At 69.7% G+C, this 22,528-nt stretch carries 29 protein-coding genes and 1 pseudogene; 16 read left to right on the forward strand and 14 right to left on the reverse strand.

Going from position 1 to position 22,528, the window contains the following annotated elements; translation table 11 throughout:
• The first annotated feature begins 418 nt into the window (after positions 1-418).
• Together V8688_RS01400 and V8688_RS01405 are read left to right on the forward strand one after the other, a co-directional pair.
• Positions 419-2,041 carry an AMP-binding protein gene (locus V8688_RS01400; RefSeq protein WP_342800002.1) on the forward strand — a complete coding sequence of 541 codons (1,623 nt, stop codon included), beginning with the start codon at positions 419-421 and terminating at the stop codon, positions 2,039-2,041.
• Positions 2,042-2,232: 191 nt separating this feature from the next.
• Entirely contained in the window at positions 2,233-2,943 is a 711-nt protein-coding gene (locus tag V8688_RS01405; protein ID WP_342799973.1) for a hypothetical protein, read from the forward strand.
• Between the two features lie 6 nt (positions 2,944-2,949).
• Here the strand turns inward: V8688_RS01405 and V8688_RS01410 are convergent, their stop codons facing one another.
• Together V8688_RS01410 and V8688_RS01415 are read right to left on the reverse strand one after the other, a co-directional pair.
• Positions 2,950-3,711, reverse strand: a complete 762-nt coding sequence (locus V8688_RS01410) for a glucose 1-dehydrogenase (protein ID WP_218721054.1) — start codon at positions 3,709-3,711, stop codon at positions 2,950-2,952.
• Positions 3,711-4,598 (reverse strand): SDR family NAD(P)-dependent oxidoreductase, encoded by an 888-nt coding sequence (locus V8688_RS01415; protein WP_342799974.1) that lies wholly within the window; start codon positions 4,596-4,598, stop codon positions 3,711-3,713. Before V8688_RS01415 ends, V8688_RS01410 begins: the two co-directional genes overlap by 1 nt.
• A 184-nt stretch (positions 4,599-4,782) precedes the next feature.
• On the opposite strand from V8688_RS01415, the gene V8688_RS01420 reads away from it, so the two are divergent.
• The 3 genes from V8688_RS01420 (at position 4,783) to V8688_RS01430 (ending at position 7,050) form a co-directional block, all read left to right on the forward strand.
• A complete protein-coding gene (locus tag V8688_RS01420) occupies positions 4,783-5,043 on the forward strand; it encodes a hypothetical protein (RefSeq protein WP_218721052.1) in 261 nt (86 codons plus the stop codon).
• Between the two features lie 83 nt (positions 5,044-5,126).
• Positions 5,127-5,822 (forward strand): DUF2993 domain-containing protein, encoded by a 696-nt coding sequence (locus V8688_RS01425; protein ID WP_342799975.1) that lies wholly within the window; start codon positions 5,127-5,129, stop codon positions 5,820-5,822.
• A gap of 241 nt (positions 5,823-6,063) precedes the next feature.
• The gene (locus V8688_RS01430; RefSeq protein WP_218721050.1) at positions 6,064-7,050 is read left to right on the forward strand and encodes a hypothetical protein; all 987 of its coding nucleotides are present in this window, start codon (positions 6,064-6,066) and stop codon (positions 7,048-7,050) included.
• A 9-nt stretch (positions 7,051-7,059) separates the two neighbouring features.
• On the opposite strand, the gene V8688_RS01435 is transcribed toward V8688_RS01430, so the two are convergent.
• Positions 7,060-7,455, reverse strand: coding sequence for a RidA family protein (locus V8688_RS01435; RefSeq protein ID WP_218721080.1), 396 nt, complete (start codon positions 7,453-7,455; stop codon positions 7,060-7,062).
• 133 nt (positions 7,456-7,588) lie between these two features.
• On the opposite strand from V8688_RS01435, the gene V8688_RS01440 reads away from it, so the two are divergent.
• Together V8688_RS01440 and V8688_RS01445 are read left to right on the forward strand one after the other, a co-directional pair.
• Entirely contained in the window at positions 7,589-8,587 is a 999-nt protein-coding gene (locus V8688_RS01440) for a WYL domain-containing protein (RefSeq protein ID WP_218721049.1), read from the forward strand.
• A gap of 140 nt (positions 8,588-8,727) precedes the next feature.
• Entirely contained in the window at positions 8,728-10,113 is a 1,386-nt protein-coding gene (locus V8688_RS01445) for a DUF1214 domain-containing protein (protein WP_218721048.1), read from the forward strand.
• A gap of 7 nt (positions 10,114-10,120) precedes the next feature.
• Here the strand turns inward: V8688_RS01445 and V8688_RS01450 are convergent, their stop codons facing one another.
• Positions 10,121-10,378 carry a hypothetical protein gene (locus V8688_RS01450; RefSeq protein WP_342799976.1) on the reverse strand — a complete coding sequence of 86 codons (258 nt, stop codon included), beginning with the start codon at positions 10,376-10,378 and terminating at the stop codon, positions 10,121-10,123.
• A 78-nt stretch (positions 10,379-10,456) separates the two neighbouring features.
• Positions 10,457-10,924 carry a hypothetical protein gene (locus V8688_RS01455; RefSeq protein ID WP_342799977.1) on the reverse strand — a complete coding sequence of 156 codons (468 nt, stop codon included), beginning with the start codon at positions 10,922-10,924 and terminating at the stop codon, positions 10,457-10,459.
• 135 nt (positions 10,925-11,059) lie between these two features.
• On the opposite strand from V8688_RS01455, the gene V8688_RS01460 reads away from it, so the two are divergent.
• The gene (locus V8688_RS01460; RefSeq protein WP_316574218.1) at positions 11,060-11,824 is read left to right on the forward strand and encodes a GTP pyrophosphokinase family protein; all 765 of its coding nucleotides are present in this window, start codon (positions 11,060-11,062) and stop codon (positions 11,822-11,824) included.
• A gap of 10 nt (positions 11,825-11,834) precedes the next feature.
• Here the strand turns inward: V8688_RS01460 and V8688_RS01465 are convergent, their stop codons facing one another.
• Both V8688_RS01465 and V8688_RS01470 read right to left on the reverse strand, forming a co-directional pair.
• Positions 11,835-12,401 (reverse strand): hypothetical protein, encoded by a 567-nt coding sequence (locus V8688_RS01465; protein WP_218721046.1) that lies wholly within the window; start codon positions 12,399-12,401, stop codon positions 11,835-11,837.
• 46 nt (positions 12,402-12,447) lie between these two features.
• The gene (locus V8688_RS01470; RefSeq protein WP_316574216.1) at positions 12,448-13,362 is read right to left on the reverse strand and encodes a serine hydrolase; all 915 of its coding nucleotides are present in this window, start codon (positions 13,360-13,362) and stop codon (positions 12,448-12,450) included.
• Between the two features lie 328 nt (positions 13,363-13,690).
• On the opposite strand from V8688_RS01470, the gene V8688_RS01475 reads away from it, so the two are divergent.
• Genes V8688_RS01475 through V8688_RS01485 form a run of 3 tightly spaced genes read left to right on the forward strand, consistent with a single transcriptional unit; the run spans position 13,691 to position 14,859 of the window.
• Positions 13,691-13,870, forward strand: coding sequence for a hypothetical protein (locus tag V8688_RS01475; protein WP_218721078.1), 180 nt, complete (start codon positions 13,691-13,693; stop codon positions 13,868-13,870).
• 47 nt (positions 13,871-13,917) lie between these two features.
• Positions 13,918-14,523 (forward strand): class I SAM-dependent methyltransferase, encoded by a 606-nt coding sequence (locus tag V8688_RS01480; RefSeq protein WP_342799978.1) that lies wholly within the window; start codon positions 13,918-13,920, stop codon positions 14,521-14,523.
• A gap of 57 nt (positions 14,524-14,580) precedes the next feature.
• Positions 14,581-14,859 (forward strand): hypothetical protein, encoded by a 279-nt coding sequence (locus V8688_RS01485; protein WP_218721044.1) that lies wholly within the window; start codon positions 14,581-14,583, stop codon positions 14,857-14,859.
• 4 nt (positions 14,860-14,863) lie between these two features.
• Here V8688_RS01485 and V8688_RS01490 read toward each other — a convergent pair whose 3' ends face one another.
• Positions 14,864-16,237, reverse strand: a complete 1,374-nt coding sequence (locus V8688_RS01490; RefSeq protein ID WP_342799979.1) for an FAD-dependent oxidoreductase — start codon at positions 16,235-16,237, stop codon at positions 14,864-14,866.
• A gap of 39 nt (positions 16,238-16,276) precedes the next feature.
• Positions 16,277-16,900, reverse strand: coding sequence for a hypothetical protein (locus V8688_RS01495; RefSeq protein ID WP_218721042.1), 624 nt, complete (start codon positions 16,898-16,900; stop codon positions 16,277-16,279).
• Between the two features lie 461 nt (positions 16,901-17,361).
• Here V8688_RS01495 and V8688_RS01500 point away from each other — a divergent pair, with 461 nt between their 5' ends.
• Positions 17,362-17,910 (forward strand): dihydrofolate reductase family protein, encoded by a 549-nt coding sequence (locus V8688_RS01500; RefSeq protein WP_342799980.1) that lies wholly within the window; start codon positions 17,362-17,364, stop codon positions 17,908-17,910.
• 96 nt (positions 17,911-18,006) lie between these two features.
• Complete coding sequence (locus tag V8688_RS01505; RefSeq protein ID WP_342799981.1) at positions 18,007-18,459, forward strand: MarR family transcriptional regulator; 453 nt, start codon at positions 18,007-18,009, stop codon at positions 18,457-18,459.
• Between the two features lie 13 nt (positions 18,460-18,472).
• On the opposite strand, the gene V8688_RS01510 is transcribed toward V8688_RS01505, so the two are convergent.
• On the reverse strand, positions 18,473-18,640 hold the full coding sequence (locus tag V8688_RS01510) for a DUF4236 domain-containing protein (protein WP_218721039.1): 168 nt from the start codon (positions 18,638-18,640) through the stop codon (positions 18,473-18,475).
• 142 nt (positions 18,641-18,782) lie between these two features.
• Between V8688_RS01510 and V8688_RS01515 the strand changes: the two genes are divergently transcribed.
• Positions 18,783-19,250: a hypothetical protein gene (locus tag V8688_RS01515; RefSeq protein ID WP_342799982.1), complete on the forward strand. Its 468-nt coding sequence runs from the start codon at positions 18,783-18,785 to the stop codon at positions 19,248-19,250.
• On the opposite strand, the gene V8688_RS01520 is transcribed toward V8688_RS01515, so the two are convergent.
• Positions 19,210-20,217: an FkbM family methyltransferase gene (locus tag V8688_RS01520; RefSeq protein ID WP_342799983.1), complete on the reverse strand. Its 1,008-nt coding sequence runs from the start codon at positions 20,215-20,217 to the stop codon at positions 19,210-19,212. The genes V8688_RS01515 and V8688_RS01520 overlap by 41 nt on opposite strands.
• Before the next feature lie 3 nt (positions 20,218-20,220).
• Positions 20,221-20,376, reverse strand: a pseudogene (locus V8688_RS01525) (ATP-binding protein); the annotation flags it as partial.
• A gap of 160 nt (positions 20,377-20,536) precedes the next feature.
• On the opposite strand from V8688_RS01525, the gene V8688_RS01530 reads away from it, so the two are divergent.
• Together V8688_RS01530 and V8688_RS01535 are read left to right on the forward strand one after the other, a co-directional pair.
• Positions 20,537-20,806, forward strand: coding sequence for a hypothetical protein (locus V8688_RS01530; RefSeq protein WP_342799984.1), 270 nt, complete (start codon positions 20,537-20,539; stop codon positions 20,804-20,806).
• A complete protein-coding gene (locus tag V8688_RS01535) occupies positions 20,803-20,952 on the forward strand; it encodes a hypothetical protein (protein ID WP_316574211.1) in 150 nt (49 codons plus the stop codon). Before V8688_RS01530 ends, V8688_RS01535 begins: the two co-directional genes overlap by 4 nt.
• Positions 20,953-20,958: 6 nt before the next feature.
• On the opposite strand, the gene V8688_RS01540 is transcribed toward V8688_RS01535, so the two are convergent.
• Both V8688_RS01540 and V8688_RS01545 read right to left on the reverse strand, forming a co-directional pair.
• A complete protein-coding gene (locus tag V8688_RS01540) occupies positions 20,959-21,588 on the reverse strand; it encodes a LysE family translocator (RefSeq protein WP_342799985.1) in 630 nt (209 codons plus the stop codon).
• Between the two features lie 33 nt (positions 21,589-21,621).
• A complete protein-coding gene (locus V8688_RS01545; RefSeq protein ID WP_342799986.1) occupies positions 21,622-22,482 on the reverse strand; it encodes a DNA/RNA non-specific endonuclease in 861 nt (286 codons plus the stop codon).
• Positions 22,483-22,528 lie beyond the last annotated feature (46 nt).

Raw genomic sequence — 22,528 nt, forward strand, 5'->3', positions numbered from 1 at the left:
GAACCCATCGTGGCGCGCCCGCTCGTGGGCGAATGGAAGATCTACGGATTCTTGCGACCCTACGAAACCAGACCGGTCGCGTTGGTGACAGTGACCAAACTTTCGTGGGCCGCGCGAGCGATTCCGGTCACCGTGGTGCGCGGGCCTCGATGAGATAGCGGGCGAGCCTAGCCCACGCCCGACTTCGACCCGTGCCATCCAGCGGGACAACCGGGGTGGAAAGCGGCGGCGACCCGGCATGCTGCTGACAGTCTGGTCGACAGTCCCCGCCAGTGGAGGTGCCGAGATGGATGCGAACGATACCGAGCCGCCGCCGGGTGAGCTCGCCGCCGGACTCGCCGATCCGGCGTTGCTCGAGGTGGAGCTGTCGGAGGATCAGACGGAACAGCCGAGCCCGCACCGCGCGGATATCGCGACCATGCTGCTCGACCGGCTCGGCGATCAGCGTCTCGGCCTGCGCACCCGCGACGCCGACTGGACCTGGGACGCGGTCGTCCGCGAGTCGGCCGCCCGTGCCGAACTGGCCCGCGCCCTGCGCCGCGCGGGTCCGTTCCACCTCGGCGTGCTGCTCGACAACGTGCCCGATTTCGTCTTCTGGCTGGGCGCGGCGGCCCTGGCGGGCGCCACCGTCGCCGGGCTCAATCCGACCCGCGGCAATGCCCAGCTGGTCGAGGACATCCGGTACGTCGACTGTCAGCTGATCGTCACCGACGCGGCGGGGATGACCCGACTGCGGCAGCTCGATCACGGCCTCACCGAGGACCGGTTCCTGCTGGTCGACAGCCCGGACTACGCCGACCGCGTCACTGCCCACCGGGTCGAGCCCGCGGCGCTGGGCGGGCCGACGGATCTGCTGCTGCTGTTGTTCACCTCCGGCACCACCGGGACCTCGAAGGCGGTACGGTGCACCCAGCGCCGTCTCGCGGTGGTCGCCTACGCAGCGGCGGCGAAGTTCGGGCATGTCCGTGACGACGTGGACTACTGCTGCATGCCGCTGTTCCACGGCAATGCCATCATGGCGCTGTGGGCGCCCGCGCTGACGGTCGGCGCGACGGTCTGTCTGACCCCGAAATTCTCGGCGTCGCAGTTCCTTCCGGATGTGCGGTACTTCGGCGCGACCTTCTTCACCTATGTCGGCAAGGCGCTGGGCTACCTGCTCGCCACTCCCGAAACCGCGCTCGACGCGGACAATCCGCTGGTTCGCGGTTTCGGGACCGAGGCGTCGGTGGCCGACCAGCGCGAGTTCCGGCGCCGTTTCCGCGCGGAGCTGCACGAGGGCTACGGCTCCAGCGAGGGACCGAGCCTGGCCGCGCGGGATCCGGCCGCACCGCCGGCCGCGCTCGGCCGACCCGCGCGTCCCGGTGTCGCGGTGGTGGATCCGGACACGCTGCGCGAGTGCGCGCGGGCCGAGCTCGACGAGTACGGCCGGGTCCGCAATCCCGACGAGGCCATCGGGGAGATGATCGACAAGGCGGGCGCGCTCGTCTTCGAGGGTTACTACAAGAACGAGGCCGCCGACGCCGACCGGATCCGCAACGGCTGGTACTGGACCGGCGATCTCGGCTACATCGACACCGACGGATTCCTGTATTTCGCGGGCCGCAAAGGTGATTGGCTGCGCGTCGACGGCGAGAACACCTCGACACTGCTGATCGAACAGGTGCTGCGCCGTCATCGCGCCGTGATCGCCGCCGCCGTGTTCGGGGTGCCCGATCCGCGCTCCGGCGATCAGGTCATGGCCGCGGTCGAAGTCGCCGATCCGGACCGCTTCGATCTCGACGAGTTCACCGCGTTCCTCTGCGCTCTAGACGATCTCGGATCCAAGGGCATGCCGCGATTCATACGGGTCTCGGCGAATCTGCCGGTGACCGGATCGAACAAGGTCCTCAAGCGCGTGCTCCAGGAGCAGGGCTGGCGCACCGACGAGCCGGTCTACCGTTGGGCGGGCCGCGGGCAGCCGCGCTACCACCGCATGACCGAGGTCGACAGAGCGGAACTGGCGGCGGAGTTCGCCGCCCACGGCAGGCAACGCCTGCTGTGAACGGGCGCCGAAAACCGCTGGCGTGCTGTGCTTCAATGGGCTGGTGACGATGACAGCGCAGGAGTGGTGGCCGCGATAGCGGCCGTCATCGACTGTGCGTGCGGCCGCCCTCCGAGCGGCCGCATCCCGTCCTCGCGTCGGACCCGCGCTCCGCGCCGGTCGGCGGCCCCGACGAGAACGGGGTACCGGCCATGACTTCCGACGACACCAGCGATCAGCCGTTCGGCGGCTTCCTGATCAGCTCTCGCTCGCTGAGCGAATATCGGTCGATGTTCGCCCTCACCGACGCCGACCTGCGCCGCCGCCTCCTGGACTGTCCGGGCGGCGCGGCCGGGTTCACCGCCGAGGTCCGCGGGCTCGGCGGGGACGTGACGGCCTGCGACCTGGCCTACGAAGACGACGGCACGACCGCGGTCGCCGCCACCGCGGTCAGCGAGGCCGTGCGCGGCAACGACTACGTCCGCGCGCATCCGGAGCAGTTCCGGTGGACGTTCTTCGCCGACCCGGCCGAGCACCTGACAGTCCGGCAGCGCGCGGCGGAGTTGTTCGGCGCGCACAGCCGGGCCGAACCGGACCGTTACGTGGCGGGCCGGCTGCCCGATCTGCCCTTCGGCGACAACGCCTTCGACCTCGTGCTCAGCTCGCACCTGCTGTTCAGCTACGCCGCCGACCTGGACTACGAGTTCCACCTCGCCGCGATCGGCGAACTTCTCCGGGTGGGCGCCGAGGCACGGATCTTCCCGCTGCTCCCGATCGCGACCGAACAGCGCTACCGCGATCTCGACCGGCTCCGCGCGGATCTGCGCGAGCGCGGGGTCCGGACACGGATCGTCGATGTCGGATACGAATTCCAGGCGGGCGCCGATCAGATGCTGGCGTGCCGCCGCGCTGTTCGACGCTGAGTGCGGCTAGCCGTCGACGCGGACGACCGGCGGGCCCGCGGTCCAGCCGCCGTCGACGGCCAGCTCGGCGCCGGTCGTGTACGACGCGGCGTCGCTGAGCAGGTAGGTGACGGCACCGGCCAGTTCTTCGGGACGGCCCACCCGGCCCAGCGGCGCGTTCGGGAAACCGCCGTCCGCGAGGCCGATGCCGGTCGGCGCGGTCATCGGGGTGAGCACCATGCCGGGGTGGACCGAGTTCACCCGGATCCGGTCGCTCGCGAGTTCGATCGCGGCCACCTTGGTCAGCCCGCGCACGCCCCACTTGGCCGCGCCGTAGGCGCCCGTATGCGCCAGGCCGACGAGTCCGGCGGCCGAGGAGATGTTGACGATCGAGCCGCCACCGGCCGCCCGCAGTGCGGGCACCACCGCGTGGATGCCCATGTTGACCGAGACCAGGTTCACCTGGATCACCCGCTGGAAGGTCTCCAACGGCTCGTCGACCAGCGGAACGCCCGAGGCGGTCACTCCGGCGTTGTTGACCAGCCCGGTCAGCGCGCCGAACGCCTCCACCGCGGTATCGACCGCATGCTGCCACGAGGCCGGGTCGGTGACGTCGAGGTGCACGAAGCGGGCGCGCTCCCCCAGGTCCGCCGCGACGGCGGCACCGTCGGCGTCCAGCAGGTCACCGATCACGACGCTGCCGCCCGCGGCGACGATTCCGTGCGCGAAGGCCGCGCCCAGACCGCGCGCACCACCGGTGACCAGCACTACCTTGCCCGAAAGATCCATCACTGTTCCTCTTCTTCTCGAATGCCGAAGACCGCGCCGCCGCCGAAGGCCGCGCGATGCGAGACCGGTTGTCCACCGTCGATGTCGGTGATGCCGTAGTCGAGCGCCGCCTCGGCCGTGATCACCGTGGCGCCGCTGCGGTCGCCGATCGACGGATCGGTGGCCAGTGCCAGCACGACCCGCCCGACGAATTCGGGCGTCTCCGCGCCGGCGATCGGGAAACCCTCGATGTCCTCGACGCCGAGGGCCAGCACCTGCTCGGTGCGCACGATGCCGGGCCACAGCGACAGGGTGCTCACGCCGGTGCCGCGCAGTTCCACCGCCATATCGGCGGCCATCTTGTCCAGGCCCGCCTTCGACATCCCGTACAGCACCGAATGCAGGTAGCCGCGGGTGCCGAACGAGGAGATATTGGCGATGACGCCGCTACCGCGCGCGACCATGAGTCGTGCCGCTTCGACCGCGGCGACGTAGTGCGCGCGCAGGCCGACGCCGATCAGCGAATCCCAGTCGCCGACCGGTCGACGCCAGAACGGATCGCTGAAACCGGCGAAACCGTCGGGATTGGCCCAGACATTGTTGACCAGCAGATCGAGGCCGTCCTGTTCGCCGGCGATGCGGGCGAAGACGGCGGCGATCTGCGCATCGTCGCGGTGATCGCAGCGCACGGCGATGCCGGTGCCGCCACGGGCACTCACCTCGGCGGCGGCTACCTCCAGCGGACCGCCGTCACCGGCGCTGCCCCGGCCGGTCAGGTAGACAGTCCAGCCCGCGGCGCCGAGCGCCAGCGCGATGCCTTTGCCGACGCCGCGGCTGGCACCGGTCACCAGGGCGACTCCGGGCACGACTGTGCTCGCCACGCCGTCGGAGTGCGATGTTGCTGTCATGTCGCTCACCGTAGGACCGGGCCCGCGCACCTGCCTGCGGCCCTTCCCGCTCATCGGGAACGGCGTCCGGTCCGGTTGCCTGGGGTTTCCTGCGCGCGGCCGGTGGGTAAGAAGACTCCGATACCCGCTCGCGAGACGGCGGCGGGACGCGGGTTTTCGCGATGGACACAACTGGAGACACACAGTGTTAGGTTTGCTCGGCGGCCAGCGCCGCAAGAACACGATCGAGAGTTGCCCCGGCGCCGCCACCTCGGCCGGACTGCTGCGCACAGGCGATGTCGTCCTCACTCCGCGCCGCAGCTTCCGGGTGATCAGCACGAGCTTCGTCGGTGGCGCCCATCACGCCGGACGGGTGATCGCCGACACGATCGACTTGGTCAACGGTCGGCTCCGGGTGATCGAATTCCCCAGCACCGACACCGTAGTGACCGTCCGAGCCAGCTAGCGGTTCCCACTTTTCGGCGTCGCCCTGCCCGCACTCGGGCCCGATCCACAGCATGATGGTGGGATGGCCGAGAGGGTGAGCGTATGCGCGCGTTGCTGATACTGATCGTCGTCCTGGGGATCGGACTGGTCGTCGGCGACCGGGTCGCAGTCGTGTTGGCGCAGAACGAGATCGGCCGCGCGATCGCCGCCGAGTACGACCTCGCCCAGCCACCCGAAGTCGAGATCAGGGGTGTTCCGTTCTTGACCCAGGCCATCGACGGCACCTACCGCGACATCGACATCCGCGTCGGCGACTGGCGCGGCCAGGACCTGTCCGTCCACGATCTCGATGTCGCCCTCGCCGACGTCTCCGCCCCGCTGGCCGACGTGCTCGGCAACCGCACCTCGAACCTCGTCGCCGCCACGGCGACCGCGACGGCCGTGGTCCCCTACGACGTCGTCCAGGGCTTCGCTCCCGCGGGTGTGGAGTCGATCTCCCACAGCCCCGAGGGACTGCGTGTCACCGGCACCTTCCCGGTCGCGGGCTTGTCGGTGCCCGCGACGGTCTTCGTCACCGTCGCGCCCACCGACAGTGGCATCGAAGTCACCCCGGTCTCGGTCCGCTCCACCCTCGGCGGCCCCACCGTCCCCCTCTCCCTGTTGCGCAGCACCCTCACCTTCGTCGTCCCCCTCCAGCAACTCCCCCTCGGCGCCCGCCTCACCGCCATCCAGCCCGCCGCCGACGGCCTCCACGCCACCGCCGTTGCCCACGATGTCCACTTCGCCGACCTCCCCTGATCAATTCGACGGCGAGACGTCCGCCACAGGGCATCCATTGTTTTCGTTACGGAACCGATAACCCCGGTGACGATCTCCCCGGTCAGCTCGATAGGTGGCCGAGCGAGCGCGGAGCAATTTCAGGGTATTTGAAACGTTATGGGTTCGCTTATTCGATGGGGTCGACTTATGGTCGATTACGGCGCGTCTGGACGAGCGAATGACAAACGCGTGCCGCAATCCCGTCAGGAGGGATCGTGAAATGACACCGTTGATATTCGATGTGGATACGATGACCGCCGCCCTGGAGCTCGCGGTGAAGGCGCCGTCTGTGCACAACACCCAGCCCTGGCGCTGGCAGGTCGGCGACGGGCGGATCGACCTGTTCAGCGATTCCGACCGGCAGTTGCCGGTGGAAGACCCCGACGGGCATGCCATGGTCGTCAGTTGTGGCGCGGCCCTCCATCATTTGCGCGTCGCGCTCGCCGTCACCGGGTGGTCGGCGAGTCCCGAATTCCTACCCGACCCGGATGATCCGACCCATCTGGCACGGGTGACCGTGTCGCCGCGGCCGCCCGCCGATTCCGATATTCAGCTCGCCGCCGCGATTCTGCTGCGGAAATCCGAACGTCGCCGATTCGCGCCGCTACCGATCCCGGCGGGCGCCTTGCGCGCGTTGTCCTCCTCGGTTGTCGAATTCGGGGCGGTCGCCCGGAATATCCCCGAACAGATGCTCCCCCTGCTGGCCGAGCCGATGCGAGCCGCGGCGGCACGGCACCGCACCGACGCGGCCTATCTCCGCGAACTCGCGTCCTGGAGCGGGCACACCGGTCACGACGACGGCGTGCCCTCGCACACGACGGTGCTGCCGCGGCGGACCGACGCCATCCCGCTGCGCGCCTTCCGCGACCCCGGCATCGACGACCCCGGCGAGGGCCCCGACCATGCCGGCTGGGTCGTGATCTGCACCGCGACCGACGACCGCCGGGCCCAGCTCCGAGCGGGCGAGGCGACCAGTGCCCTGCTGCTGGGCGCCACCAGCATGGGCCTGTCGACTTGCATCCAATCCGAGCCGCTGGGCATCCCCGAACTCCGTGACACCATCCGCCGCACCCTGTTGCACGACTGCGCGCACCCCCAGGTCGTGGTCCGGGTCGGCCGGATGCACCACACCGCGCCCCCGGTCTCCCCGAGCCCTCGCCGTCCGCTCGCGGAGGTGCTGGAACGCCCGTCCCGCCGCGTCGCCTGACGCGAGCGCTCAGTCCACGGCGGTTCCCTCGAGTTCGACCAGCTGGCCGGGAATCGCCAGGCGGGTCACGCCGAGCATCGTGGTGGCCGGTGCCACCGCGGCCGCGCCCAGCCGGGCCGCCAGCACGCCGTAGTGCTGCAACAGCACGTCGACATCGGTCGTGTAGACGTTGAGGCGGACCAGATTCGCCAGTGACATGCCCGCCTCGGCGAGCACGGCCGCCAGATTGTCGAGGCTCAGCGCCAGCTGCGCGGCCATATCGCCGTCGTGCCGCGGCGTGCCGTCGCCGCTCATCGCCGTCTGCCCGGAGCAGTACAGGGTCCGGGTGTGCCCGGCGACGAGTTCGCCCTGGTTGAATCCCATAGCCACCGACCAAGTCACCGGGTTGACCGCAGTTCGTTCCAGTACCACTTCAGCTCCATTCGATTCGTCGAAGTACCGGCGCCCTCGGTCCGATGACCGATGTCCGTGCCGCCGTGGTGGTAACCCTCGCAAGCAATCACGACATCCTGTGTCGTGTATTCGGTAGGGTTTTCGGGTGCGCGCAGACCGGTTGGTGTCGCTGGTGTTGTTGCTGCGCCAGCGCGGTCGCCTGACCGCGACCGAGCTCGCCGACGAGCTCGAGGTGTCCACCCGCACCGTGCTGCGCGATATCGAGGCGCTGTCGTCCGCGGGCGTCCCGGTCTACGCCGAACGCGGGAGACACGGCGGTTTCGCCCTGCTTCCCGGCTTCCGGACCGAGCTCATCGGGCTGAACCACGAGGAGGCGCTGGCCCTGCTCGTCGCCGGATCACGGCGCGGCACACAGGCTTTCGGTCTCGGCTCGGCGCTGGCCTCGGCCATGCTCAAAGTTGTCGACGCACTGCCGGACACCTACCGTGATACCGCCGCCGAGGTGGCCGAGCGCCTGCTCATCGATCCGGAGACCGATCTGCTGTCGCGTCGGCTGGTCGACGACGAGGTCCCCGGCGACATCTCGGCCGAGGTCCGCCGCGCGGTGTTCGCCGGCCACAAGCTGCGCATCCACTACGCGGCGGTCGACCGGGCGCCTTCCTGGCGGACGGTGGACCCGATCGGCATCGTGATCGTGCGTGACCAGGCCTATCTCCTGGCCACCAGGTCCGGCGCGGACCGCACCTACCGGCTCTCGCGGGTGCTCGCCGCCCAGGAGCTGCCCGAACCGGCACAGCGACCGGACCGGGTCGATCTGGACCGGGCCTGGCAGGAACGCAGCACCCGGTTCCGCACCGGCGGTGACCAGATCGCCGCGCTGGTCCGGGTACACCCGGCGCGCAGAGAGGAACTGGTGCGCACCGCGCTGGCCGTCCGTTCCGAAGAGCCCGACGGCGACGGGCTGCGGCTGGAGGTGACCTTCCAGGACTCGCGGCACGCCGAATGGGCGCTGTGGCAGCTCGGCACCGACGCGGAGGCGCTGGCCCCGTTGTCGTTACGTGCTTCGCTACGTGCGCGCGCCACCGCCATCGCCGCCCGATACGGCGCGACAACGGCTCGGCAACCGGCCGGCGGGCCGGAGTGACCGCGCGAATCGGCCGACAGGCGAGGCGAGCCCAGCGGCACCGGAGCGCGTGGTTCATCCGTTTCGGGTGAAGCGTGCTGGTGCGCGCCTGCCTAACGTCGGCGACGAGGGGCCGATGCTGTCGACGAAAGAGGTCGGGCATGACTGCACCGCAGTACATTCGTGGCGGCTATCCCAGCCCGGACGCTGTCCGCCGCGCCTACGACGAACTGGACTACCACCGGGCGCTGGCGATGTATCGGTTCTTCTTCCCCACCGTCTCGCTGGAGGCCACGTGGCGCGAGTATCTCGCGGCGGGGGCGGTGCCGAACCGGGTGATGGCGCTGCTGGTCGGCACCCCGGATCAGTTCGCCTTCACCGCCGATTCCGATACGCCGTACGCCGGACTCACCATCGACCTGTCGGACGGACCGATGGTCGTCGACGTGCCGCCGGGCACGCTCATGGGCACCGCGAACGACCTCAACCAGCGGTGGGTACTCGATCTGGGGCTGCCCGGACCGGCGGGCGCCGAGGGCGGCAGACATCTGCTGCTGCCGCTCGGCTACGACGGGCCGATACCGGACGGCTGTTTCACCGGCACCGCGACGACCAACCGGGTGCTCGTGCTGGTGCGCGCACTGCCGCACGGCACCGAGGTCGACCCCGCGATCGAGCTCGTGAAGCAGGTGCGGGTATATCCGCTGGACGCCGACGCCGAGTCGAATCCCCTGGAGTGGGTGGATCTTTCGGAGCAGAAGGGGCTGGACTTCTCGCCGGTGCGGTGGGAGGAGACCCTCGACTACTGGCGAGTCCTGCACGAGATCCTGAACTCCGAGCCGCCCAATCCCGACTTTCACTACCAGTACGGCGAACTCGCGGCGCTCGGCATTCTGCGCGGCGCCCCGTTCGCCCCCGACCGGCGGATGACGGCCATCCTCACCGACGCGGCCCGCCGGGGTCATCTGCACCTGTGCGTGCAATCGTTCGCCGATCGTCGACCGGACAAGCAGGTGTGGCCCGACAGCCGGTGGGAATGGGCTGTCCTGCGCCCGGCGAACGGCACGTTCGACGCCGCGGGCTACACCGACCTGTACGCGCGCGGGAAGTGGTTCTACCAGGCCCAGATCGTGTCACCGGCGATGCTCGCGCGCAGTCCCGGCGCCGGCTCGCTGTACTGGCTCGGCCTGCGCGACTCCGCGGGGGCCTACCTCGAGGGCGCGGGCTACTACAGTCTCACCGTCGCGCAACCGGTTCCGGCGACACTGTCCTGGTCGATCACCGCCTACGACGCGCGCACGCGCAGCCAACTGCGGAGCCCGCAGAACCGGCCCGTGCTGCGCTCCCTGTACGAACTCGCCGATGTAGACACGACCGCGCCCCTGACCCTGTACTTCGGGCCGACCCCGCCACCGAACACGCCCACCGATCGCTGGATCCAAACCGTGCCGGGCACAGGCTGGTTCACCTACTTCCGCATCTACGGCCCCGACGGGCCGGCCTTCGACGGCAGCTGGCAACTGCCGGACTTCCGGCGTCACGGCTGAGCGTTCCTCAGCGGGCCCGCAACGTCACCACGGTGATGTCGGGCGGCGCGCCGACGCGGACCGGCGGGCCCCACGCGCCGATACCGCGCGTGGTGTACAGCTGCAGGTCGCCGATGCGGCTCGCACCGGCGACGGTGCCGTTGATCCAGCCGACCGGATACCTCAGCGGCCACATCTGACCACCGTGGGTGTGTCCCGACAGTTGCAGGTCGACCCCGCGCTCACTCGCCCCGGCGCCCTGCAGGGGCTGGTGGGCGATGAGCATCTGTTGCGCAGGGTGGTGAGACCGAGGGCGTCGTAGTAGTCGAGCCAGTTGTCCGGACGGTCCACGTACCCTTCGTGATTACCCGCGACGACGAACTTCCCGCTCTTCGCGCGCAGCCCCGCGAGCGGATCGATATCGGGGCCCGTCGGCCGCGCGCGGCAGCTCGGCGAAGGACAGGTCGGTCTCGAGCACCCGCAGGTCGTTCGCCTCGGTGACGCCGTAGGCGACCGTCCCGAGGGAAGCCACGACCAGCACGCCCGAGGCCACCTGGATCAGCCCGCGACGGTGCCGGAACTTCAGCAACCGGGCCACCGCGAACACCACGCCGAGCACGGCCAGCCCGATCAGCAGGTAGAAGATCACCGCGAGCCAGACCTCGCCCCACCACACGATCGGCCGGATCGGCTGCGGCGAATACGCGTTCCCCGCGCCGACCGCGACGACCGGGGGAATCCACAGGAGCACCAGCCCGACGGCGAGCGCACGGCGGGCGGTGCGGCCGAGGCCGGTGGCGACGCCGAGCCGCCGGTAGAGCAGCCAGTGCACGAGACCGAGGATCGCACCGAGTGTCCCCGCCGAGGTGCGCAGCGTTGCCCGGCACGCACCGGGGACGGGCCCAGCGGCCCGTGACCCACCTCACCCCGCGGACCAACCCCTGGGGAGCAGGCACAATGGAGGGCGATGAAACCCTGGCAGCTCGACCTCAACGCCGACGACGGCCCGCCCGGGAACGGGGAGCGCGCCACCGTCGAAGACATCCGAGTCCTGCGCGAGCAGTTCGTCGACTTCATGCTCGGCTACAAGTTCGCGATCGACGAGATCACCACCAAGATCAACATCTTGCGCGAGGACTTCAACAACACCCACGAGTACAACCCGATCGAGCACGTCGGCTCGCGACTCAAGTCGCCCGAGAGCGTGCTGGAGAAGGTGCAGCGCAAGAACTACGCGATGAACCTGGCCGCGATCCGGGAGAACGTGCTCGATATCGCCGGTGTGCGGGTGGTGTGCAGTTTCATCTCCGATATCGGCACGATCCGGGACATGCTGGCCGGTCAGGAGGACATCACCGTCCTCGAGGAGCGCGACTACATCACCCATCGCAAGCCGAACGGCTACCAGAGCCTGCATCTGATCGTCTCGATCCCGGTGTTCCGCTCCGACCGCACCCAGCGGGTGCCGGTGGAGATCCAGATCCGGACCATCGCGATGGATTTCTGGGCCAGCCTCGAGCACAAGATCTACTACAAGTACCGGGGTGAGGTGCCGCCGAACCTGCGCAGCGACCTCGCCCAGGCCGCCGAGGTGGCGACCCAGCTCGACGAGAAGATGGAGGCGCTGCACCGGCAGATCGACCGCACGGCCCAGCCGCGGACGCACCCGGCCGAGACGCTCGACCTCAGCGTGCTCTACAACGCCTTCACCGCGGGCGCCCCGCACCGCTGAGCGCGCCGGGCTACCCCATCATGGCCAGCAACCCCAGGTCCGGCGCGAGGGCGCCGTCCTGGCCGAGCGCGGTGAAGTCGGCCTCGACGTCGGCGCGCGCGAGTGCGCCCGCGCGCACCGCCCGATAGCGCAGATACGACCAGAGGAAGACGTCGAGGTTGTCGAAGCGGGTGCCGCCCTCGAGCACTTCCTCCTCGTGGAACCACACCGCGATCTGGCCGGTGGCGAGCACGACGTAGAGGTTGCCGCCGCCGTCCGCGCCGATCGAGAACACGTCGTCGTCGGTCAGCTCGGTGGTGTAGTCCGCGTCGAGGATGCCGCAGTCGTTGCCGGCGAAGTCGAAGGCGTAGGACCAGTCGAAGATGTCGAGGAACTGCGGCAGCCGACCGGAGCGGACCCGGCGGTCGAAGGCCGCGAGCGCGGCCGCGTCGGCGGGGGCGAGCCGGTCGAGAAGCGGTGCGACCGAACGGGTTTCGGCCGGGATGACGACGGGTTCGGCAGCCGGGAACCACCGGGCGAGATCGCCGTCGAGGTCGCGTTCGGTGTAGCCGAGGAGATCGGCGGGAGTGAGCGTCACGCCGGCCAGTGTAGGAACGCCGACCGACATCGGCGCGCTGTCGCCGTCAGGCCGGTTGCAGGACGCGCATGATCGGGTCGTAGGCCCAGTTCAGCAGCCGTTCGGCGTCTTCCTTGGCGGCGGCGCTGCTGTGCGCCGAGCTGTGCAGCACCACGCCGATCACCGGGATGCCCGCCCGGACCGTCTCGAACAGCAGGCAGTGCCCAGCTGCGTTGGTGCTGCCGGTCTTGATGCCGATGGTGCCGGGGTACTCCCGCAGCAGCCGGTTCGTCGTCTCCCAGCGGTGTTCACGGTTCCCCGGTCCGGCGGGCACGAAATAGTCACGGGCGGCGACGATCTCGCGGAAAACCGGCAGGCTCATCGCGCGCACGCCCATCGCGACCAGGTCCACCGGTGTCGAATGGGTGGAGTCGTCGGTGGGGTTCGGCAGGCCGCTGGGATCGGTGAATTGTGTTCCCGCCAGGCCCAACAGGCGCGCGGTGTCGTTCATCTTGGCGATGAACGCGTCCTGGCCGGGGCCGAACGACTCGGCGACGGCGTAGGCGGCGTCGCAGCCGGACGGCAGCATCAGCCCGTACAGCAGCTGCCGGGCGGTGAGCACCTCGCCGGGCGCCAGGCCCGCGGTGCTCCCGTTGTGCTCGGCGCAGTACCCGACCACCTCGTTCGGCACCGTCACCGGTCGCTCGAGATCGTTGCCCGCGATCACGACGATGGCCGTCATCACCTTCGTGATGCTGGCGATCGGGACCGGGGTGTGCGCGTTGCGCGACCACACCACCGTGCCGGTGAGGCCGTCGGCCAGCGCCGCCCCGGTGGCCTGGACGCCCTCCGGACCGACCGTCCAGGGCAGCTGATCGAGGGCGGCGCTGCCGGACGGCGCGGCACCCGCGACCCCGTGACCAGCGGCGACGACCAGAACTCCGGCGACAACAGCGTGCAACATCCCGGCAAATGTCCGCATGGCGACATTCTGTCCCACAAGCACGCCGAGTCGTGGGATTTGACCACCGCTTTTCCGCATCGGCCGGTTCCCTCGGTCGCGACACCGGCATAACGGTTGACTGTCCGCGCGCCGGGCTGCACTGTTGATAGCACTGAGCGTCGCGCGTGTCGGTGGTTCCACAGGATCGGCCCTGTTCGCAGGGGGTATCAGCGAGCTACTCGGAAACGGGAAGGACGCGATGACGATGAACGGTCGCCGGAATCGCCGCAATCGAGAGATTCGCGAAGTTCGAGAGATCCACGCTCGGCCGTCGCACCAGATCGCCAAGTTCGTCCTGTCGACGCTGATGCTGGTCTGGTTCGGGCTCGGGCTGCTGGCGGCGGCACAGCGCCAGTACTTCGCGAACCCGCCCACCGACTGTGGTGGCCTGGGCACGATCGGCGTCACCGTGCTCGCGGGCCCGCTCAACTATCTGGGCGCCAATCCCCGGATCGCCTCGTGCCAGCTGCCGGAGCCGAGCCGATGAGCATCACCGGCTAGGGTCGATCGGGTCGACCCGAGGAGGATCCGAGCATGAGCGCGTCGCCGAGCAAGCGCACCCCCAGCCGCTGGGATGAGCTCACCGCCGCCGACCCGGCGCATTCGACCTGGTATGTGGAGCGCTTCCGCTCCCTCGCCGCCGCGGGCGAGGATATCGTCGGTGAGGCGCGCCTGATCGACGCGATGCTCGGGCGCGGCCGGCGGGTGCTCGACGCCGGCTGTGGGGCGGGCCGCATCGGTGGCTACCTGCACGAGGCCGGGCACACCGTGGTCGGCGTCGACGGTGATCCGGTTCTCGTCGAGGCGGCCAGAGCGGATCATCCGGGCCCGACCTGGCTGGTCGGTGACCTCGCCGAACTGGATCTGCCGACCCGCGACTTCGACGTGATCGTGTGCGCGGGCAATGTGATGACCTTCCTCGCCCCCTCGACGCGGTCGGCGGTGCTGACCGCCTTCGCCCGGCATCGCGGGCCGGGCGGCCGGGTGGTCATCGGTTTCGGCGCGGACCGCGGCTACGAGTTCTCCGAATTCCTGGCCGATGCCGAATCCGCCGGGCTCACCGTCGATCTGCTGCTGTCGACCTGGGATCTGCGCCCGTTCACCGACGGCGCGGACTTCCTGGTGGCCGTGTTCTCCTGACGCGCGACCGGCCGTCGGTGGGACGCGCCGACGGCCGAGACCGGCTAGCCTCGTGGCATGCCCGACCCCGAGGTCTCGCCGCCCCCGCGCAACGGCGTGGGGCTGTCGGCGCTGGTGCTCGGCATCGTCGCCTTCGTGCTCTCGTTCATCCCGTTCGCCGGCGAATTCCTGGCGGCTCCGACCGCCGTGGCCGCGGTGACGGCGGCGTTCTTCGGGTGGGACCGCATCGAGCGCGGCGAGGCGACCAATCGAGCCGACACGCTGGTCGGCGGCATTCTCGGCGCCCTCGCCCTGGGACTGAGCCTGCTGATCTACCTGGCGACCCGCTCCGGCTGAGGCACTACTCGCCGCGCACCACCGCGCGGGCCGCGGCGCGCGCGGCGACCAGGATCGGGTCCCAGACCGGCGAGAACGGTGGCGCGTAGCCGAGATCGAGCGAGATCACCTGCTCCACCGTCATCCGCGCGGTGAGCGCGACGGCCGCGGTATCGATGCGTTTCGCGGCGCCGTCGCGACCGACGATCTGGACGCCGAGCAGCCGGCCGGTGCGGCGTTCGGCGAGCATCTTCACCGTCATGGGCGCGGCGCCGGGGAAATAGCCTGCGCGGCCGGTGGATTCGATGGTGACGGGGTGGAATTGCAGACCCGCGCGCACGGCGTCCTTCTCCCGCAGGCCGGTGCGCGCCACCTCCAGATCGCACACCCGGCTGATCGCGGTGCCGACGACGCCGGGGAACGTGGCGTAGCCGCCGCCCACGCCCGAGCCGATGACCTGGCCGTGTTTGTTGGCGTGCGTGCCCAGCGGCACGTAGCGCAGAGCGCCCGAGACCAGGTCGAACACCTCGACACAGTCTCCACCGGCCCAGATCTCGTCGTGCCCGCGCACACGCTGGGCGAGGTCGGTGAGCAGGCCGCCGGACTCGCCCAGCGGCAGCCCGGCGCGCCGGGCCAGGTCGGTGGCCGGGCGCACGCCGATCCCGAGGACCACCACGTCGGCCGGATACTCGGTGTCGGCGGTCGTCACCGCGCGGACCCGGCCGTCCGCGCCGGTCGGCAGACCCGTCACCTCGGCGTCCGGCACGACCCGAATTCCCATCCCCTCCATGGCTTTCCGGACCAGTGCGCCCATGTCGGGGTCGAGCGAGGACATCGGTTCGGCGCCCCGGGTCACCATGGTGACCCGGAATCCGCGGGTGACCAGCGCCTCGGCCATCTCCACACCGATGTACCCGGCGCCGACGACCACCGCTTCGCGCCCCGGGGCCGCCGCCAGCCCGTCGATCAGGGCCTGCCCGTCGTCGAGGGTCTGCACGCCGTACACGCCGTCGGCATCGATGCCGGGCAGCGACGGCCGCACCGGTGTCGCGCCGGTCGCCAGGACGAGCTTGTCGTAGTCGGTCCAGGACTGTGCGCCGGTGCCGAGATCACGCGCGCGCACCCGGCGACCGGCCGGATCGATGTCGAGCACTTCGGTCCGCAGCCGCAGGTCGATCCCGCGATCACGGTGCTCGGCGGGTGTGCGGGCGATCAGATCGTCGGCGGCGTCGACGTCCCCGCTCACCCAATAGGGGATGCCGCACGCCGAATACGAGCAATGGTGTCCCTTCTCGAACACCACGATCTCGAGGTCGTCAGCATCACGCAGCCTGCGGGCCTGCGACGCGGCGGCCATCCCCGTCGCGTCGCCGCCGATGACCACCACACGTTCGCCCATGCCGTCCACCGTACGGGCGCGACGTGTGATGGTCGGGGATCACACCATCTCGGGCACGCGCAGATGCGCGAATCCCAGCCGGAACTCGGCTACGTCGACGATCTGTGCACCCGTGACCCGGGTCGCCATCGCCCTGATCCGGTCCGCGTGCTCACGGCTGCTGTCCAGTTCCTCGCGACTCGCCCACACCGTCGAGCCGACGCCGCGGCCGGTGGCCCGGTCGACGAACAGGCTGGCGCTACGGAAACCGTCGAGCTTCTCGAACTCCGGCAGCAGTTGCGCCTTGAACGTCTCGATCGCGCCGTCGACAGCGGACGGGTCGACCTGCACCCACGTGCACCGCGTGCACGCGTTCGGGCCGGCCAGGTGGTCGCGGTGCATGACCGCCACTTCCCATTCCTCGACCTTCTCCACCGGTCCGTTCAGCGCCTGGGCCAAGCCGTCCCGCAGCATCTGGACGTGTGGCCTGCTGGCCTGCATCAACTCCTCGGATTCCCACGCGGTCGTCGCGATACAGCGTCCTGTCGCCCTGTCCACCATCAGCGACAGACCGACCCAGCCCTGGACTTCGGGCAGATTCCGCATGATGTCGTTGCGGAGGTATGCGATCCCGCCGTCGATCGACGACGGCTGGGCCGCGATTGTGCTGGAGCGTGCGTACACGAGCCACCTCCTACCTGGGTAAAGGCGGCGCCCCGGTGGGCACCACCGGACATACCCACTGTCCTCCACGCCCACCGCCGGCACAATGCCCATTTTCCGTCGTATTCGGGTAGGCGCAGGTATTGACACCGGCGAAATCCGGAGAACACTGGACATATACCGGAAAACCGGAAAAGAGCCGCACGGCCGAGCGGAGACGTCCGTCGACAGTGGCGACGATTTTCCAGGCTCCGGCCAGGCCCCCGGCAAGCAGATCGGACGACCAGGGCAGTCAGCGACGACTGAGGTTCATGGTGTCGGATCAACGCTACCGGGGACTGTTCTGTCCGGGGGTCCCGCGCACTGCCGAGGACGGTTTCGGTGCGCCCGCGCGCCACCGTAAACAAACCGTAAGGCGGTCCCGGCACGGTAGTTTTCGACAGCGAGACACCGCTGACGACAACCACCGAAGGGACATCATCATGGGCACCATCGCAGTACACGAATTCATCGCTCTCGACGGCATGTACGACGATCCGTCGTTCACCGTCGCCTACGGATTCGATCCGAAGATGGGCGAAACCCTCGGCGCGATCACCGGCGACGCCACCGCGATCCTGCTCGGCCGCAAGACCTTCGAGATGTTCGCCCCCGCCTGGTCGACGCGCACGGTCGAGGACGACCCGGGCGCCCCGTTCTTCAACGAGACCACCAAGTACATCGTCGGGTCGCAGGAGCCGAAGGAGCAGTGGGCCAACAGCGTCCGCCTCGGCGCCTACGACGTCGACGCGATCCGCAAGCTCAAGGACGAGACCGAGGGCACCATCTACATCAGCGGCAGCGGCACCCTGGTCCGCGCGCTGCTGCGCGACGGCCTCGTCGACCACCTGCACCTGTTCGTGTACCCCATCGCGCTGGGCACCGGCGAGCGGTTCTGGGTCGACGGCGAGCAGACTCCCCTCGCGCTGCTGTCGACCGACGTCTACGACAACGGCGTCATCCACCTCGACTACGGCCCGGCCGCGAACTGAACACCCTCGTCCCACGCGGTGGTTCCGGGGGATCTGGCCCCCGGTCCCTGCCGATCGGTAGCCGTCGAGGCCATTTTGTTCGTAAAGTTCATGGATATGACCTCGCCTCTGCCGGACACCCGCGCTCTCGCCGGTGATCTCTCCCTGTCCACCGTGCGGCTCGCCCGGCGCCTGCGCGGCAGGCGCGCCGATCCGCACATCTCCCTGACGCAGCTCTCGGCGTTGTCCACGCTGGCCAGAGAAGGCGCGATGACACCGGGAACGCTGGCGGGCCGGGAATGCGTGCAGCCTCCGTCGATGACCCGTGTCATCGCGTCCCTCACGGATATGAACCTGGTCGAACGATCCCCGCACCCGACCGACGGGCGCCAGATCATCATCGCCGCTTCACAATCCGGCCTCGCCCTGCTCTCCGACGAGGCTCAGGCCCGCGAGGAATGGCTGACCGAGCAGCTGTCCAAGCTCTCCGACGAGGACATCTCCGTCCTCGCCCATGCGGTGGCCATCATGACCCACATCGTCAGCGAGCAGACACCGCTGGCAGGCTGACGACGTGGTTCGGTCAGCGCTGGCGCCAGCTCAGCGGACCCGGCAGGTCGACGCTGTTCTTCCGGGTGCGCGAGTTCCAGGTCCAGGGGCCGATCTTGATGCTCCACGAGGACAGACCGGATTCGGTGAAGTTGAATTTCAGCGGGCCGAACGACTTGCGCTGACGGAATCTGATGGGCATGCGAAGCCTTCCTGAGATCGCCTCCAGGATAACCGATCACGGTGGGTCGCACGGGACCCCGCGGTCCTGTCACCCGCCCTCGCTAGGCTGGCACCCGCTCGCGCACGCAGGTGCGCACCGATCCGTGAGGAGAACCCGCGCCATGTGGCCGACCGAGTGGCCCGCACCGGCCCGCAAGATCGCGACCGCGATCGAGGCGGCCCTGCTGGCGGCGCAGGCCGCCGACGAGCCGGGATTCGCTTCCGCCACCGGCGATCTCGCCGAGTTGCCGGCCGATCAGGTCGACGTGGTGCTGGCGGCGATCGTGCGGGAACTGCTCGAGATCGCACATCCGGACGGTCTCACCGGTGACGACGTGCGCGACGTCCTCGAGGCGGTGGTGCGACGGTCGGTGACGTGGCTGCCTCGACTGGACGCGGCCGCGGTCGTCAGCGCGCTGACCGGTGCGCTGGGCATCGACGAGGGCGAGGACCGCCCGCCGACCGATCCCCGGCCCGCGGCGATTCTGCTGATCGATTATCTGGCCACGACCGCGCGGGTGCCCGCCCAGCAGTCGGTGCTGCGCGCCATCAACGAAGTCGCCAGGGCCGAAACCGTCGAAATGCCCTGAGCGGCATCGTCGATGGGTCCGGCCCGGCCCGGGAGAGCAGCAGGTCGGTCTGGCCGTCGAGCGCTCCGGTCGACGGCGTGAGCGGCGGCGGCCGTCGCAGCAACACCGGCGCGTCCTGCGGCGCGTAGGAGTTGGGTATCCGGTAGACCCGGAATCCGTTGCCGGTGAACGGTTCCAGCAGGTGTTCGACGGTGTGGCCGGTACCGGCGAGCCAGCGCGGCGTCAGCTCGACGAGGATCTCGCAGTCGGCCCGCAGTCGCGGGATCAGCGCGGCCAGGTCGGTCAGCACGATACCTTCGGCGCCCTCGACGTCGATCTTGATGATTCGCGCCCGGGCCAGCTCACGCGGACTCACGATGTCGGCCAACGGCGCACCGGGGACGACGATCTCGGCGATGTGACTGCCGGGCCGGATCGTGGTCGTCGCGCCCGCGTTGCCCCGATCGGGCACGTACAGCCGCACGGGTGCGGACTCGGCGGCGATCGCCACGGCGGCGACGCGGACGTTGTCGCAGCGGTTGAGCGCCAGATTCGCGCGCAGCTGCTCCTGTGCCGCGGGCGCGGGCTCCACGGCGACGACCGATCCGCTCGGCCCGACGAGGTGGGCGGCCGGCACCGTGTGCCAGCCGCCGGCCGCGCCGAGGTCGATCATCGTGTCGCCGGGCCGCAGCCGGGACGCGATGACTGCCGTGACCACCGGTTCCCAGCAGCCGTGCAGGTAGATCGCGCGGGCGACGAAGTCCAGCGTCGTCGGGATGTGGAAACGCCGACCATGGCGGGTCCGTACGGTTCTGGCCACGCGCGGGTGCTGACGTAGGCCGACGTCGAGCCATTCACGCAGCAGTCGACGTTTGACCGCCACGCCCGGCCCGTAGCGCACCCACCAGCGGGCGGCGACCTGCAGGGGCGTCCACGGCGGCGGCACCAGCACGGTGTCGCGCCATGCCGCCGAATCCGACTCGACCATGCCTCACCCTAGAACCGCTTCGGGACGGTCGGGGAGGGCGACGGCGAACGAGGCCGGGCCCGGACGGCGGTCGACGGTGATGCGGCCGCCGTGCGCCTCGACCACCGCGGCCGCGACGGCCAGGCCGAAGCCGGTGCTGCCCGCCCGTCGCGACCGGGCCCTGCTGCCGTCTCGAAGACGCAGTCGCGGTGCGGCAGCGGGACTGCGGCGTTTGCGGAGTCCTACACTTGCCGGTACCCCCGTTACCGGATAACGTGGTGATGTCAGTGCACAACTGTTCACTCAATAGTCCGGCGGGGTGGCGACGATGAGGTTGCTGGTGTCAACGGTAGTAGGCGGGTGGGTCGAGATGGCGACGCAGGATCTGGCGGCGTTGCGTGAGTTCGCGCGCGAGGTGGGTGCCGCGGTGGCCGTCCATCAGCGCAAAGCCCGGCGCGCGGCCACCGATTCGGGTCGCGATCTCGTCCGGGAGGGACGCTCACTGGCTTTCGATATCGCCGACTTGGCCGATGCCGCCAAGCGTGCGCGAACGGATCGGCTGCGCGGGGATCGTCGCGGCGGGTCGGCCGAGCCGGGACAGAAGTGGTGACACTGCTGGCCCTCATCGGCGGGCTCTGCGCTCTGGCCGTGGGCTCGCTGGTGTCGGGATACGCCGTGGTCGTGCTCAGCTATTGGCTGGAGCTGCAACGCGATCCGCCGCAGACGCAGACCCAGCCGGACGAACGAATCGTCTGAACGGGATCAGGATTCGGTCGCCAGGCGGACGCCGAACCCGACCAGCACCACCCCCGTGAGCGCATCGACGCGGCGGCGGACGCGCGCGGTCCGCATCCAGGTCGAGATCGAGCCGGCGGCGACCACGAGCGCGGCGCAGTACAGTGCGGTCAGCGCGATGTACACCGCGCCAAGGCCCAAGGTCGTCCACACCGGCGAGTAGCCGTCGGGGACGAATCCGGGCAGGAAGCTGACGAACAGCACGCCGATCTTCGGATTCAGGATGTCGGTCAGCAAGCCGGCGCCGAAATTGCCCACCCGGTCCAGCGGCGCCGTCGACCCCGACGGATCGAGGATTTCCGCGTCGATCGGTCTGCGCAGCGCCTTCAGCGACTGCACGCCGATCCACACCAGATAGCAGGCGCCGACGATCTTCAGCGCCTCGTAGCCGACCTCACTGGCGCGCAACAGCGCGGACAGCCCGAGCACCGCCGCGACGACCCACACCGTCAGCCCGCACAGCACGCCCGCGGCCGTGCGGATCCCGGCCCGGCGCCCGCCCCGGACGAGACTGCGCACGACGACCAGCGTGTCCGGCCCCGGCAGCAGGACGAGTACGACCGCGGCGAGGGTGAACGACAGGACAGCACCAACCATCGCCCCATCGTAGAAGCGGGCGCGACGCTGCCTTCACCAGGTGATGTCGGCGGTGGTGGTCAGCGGCACACGCGGTCCGGCCGACTCGGTGAGCGCCAGGGTGTCAGCGGCTCGCACGGCGTCCGGGAAGCGGAGCCGGGTGCGCTGCTCGAGCTCGGTCACCGACACCTGGAAGACGCGGAATTCGTCGAGTTCGAGGGCTTCGAGGTGGTCGAGACGCTGGGTCAGCAGGAAGGCCCGGCACGTCAGCCGACCGTCCTCGACGAAGCAGATCACCTTCCAGTACTCGCGCGGCAGCGCCACGCCACGGTGGACGCGATCGTCGGCGGCGAACACCGGTCCGCCGAACACGCTCACCTTCAGGTCGTCGATGTCGACGTCGGCGAACACGGCGTCCTCGAGCCTGCCCCATACACCGTTGCGGCTGCTCTGATTGAAGTCGTCCATCTGCGGCGTGATGTTGGTGTAGAAGAACGAGTCGACATTGGCCTGCTCGGCTTCGGACATGCTTCCCCACAGCAGATCCGCGCGTCGCGCCAGATGCCCGCGATCGAGCCGATTGCGTTGGTAGAGCTCGTTTCCCACTTGCGCCTGAGCGGGCAGCCGGGCGTCCTTGACGAACTCGATGCCGGTCCGGTCGATCCGCTTCATCGACGCGCCGTCGATATTCCACCCCACCCAGCGGGCGAAGCGCCGCGAAGCGCTCAATACCAGCGAGAAGTGGGTGTACGGGACGACCGCGGAGCCGTCGAGGCGCACCGCGTCGGCGGCGATCTCGGCGTCGAGTGCGGGCACCTCGATCCTGGTGGCCAGGAATCCCGGCATGTAGCCGGTCCGGGGTACCGCATCGCTCGCCGGACTCACGGCTGTCGTCGGTGTGTGGATGGCGGTCATGGCGATCACTTCCCGGGGCCGGCGGTGCGATGGATGTGCACGCCAT

This window comes from Nocardia sp. No.11, from assembly GCF_038752175.1.
In the GTDB taxonomy this organism is placed as follows: domain Bacteria; phylum Actinomycetota; class Actinomycetes; order Mycobacteriales; family Mycobacteriaceae; genus Nocardia; species Nocardia canadensis.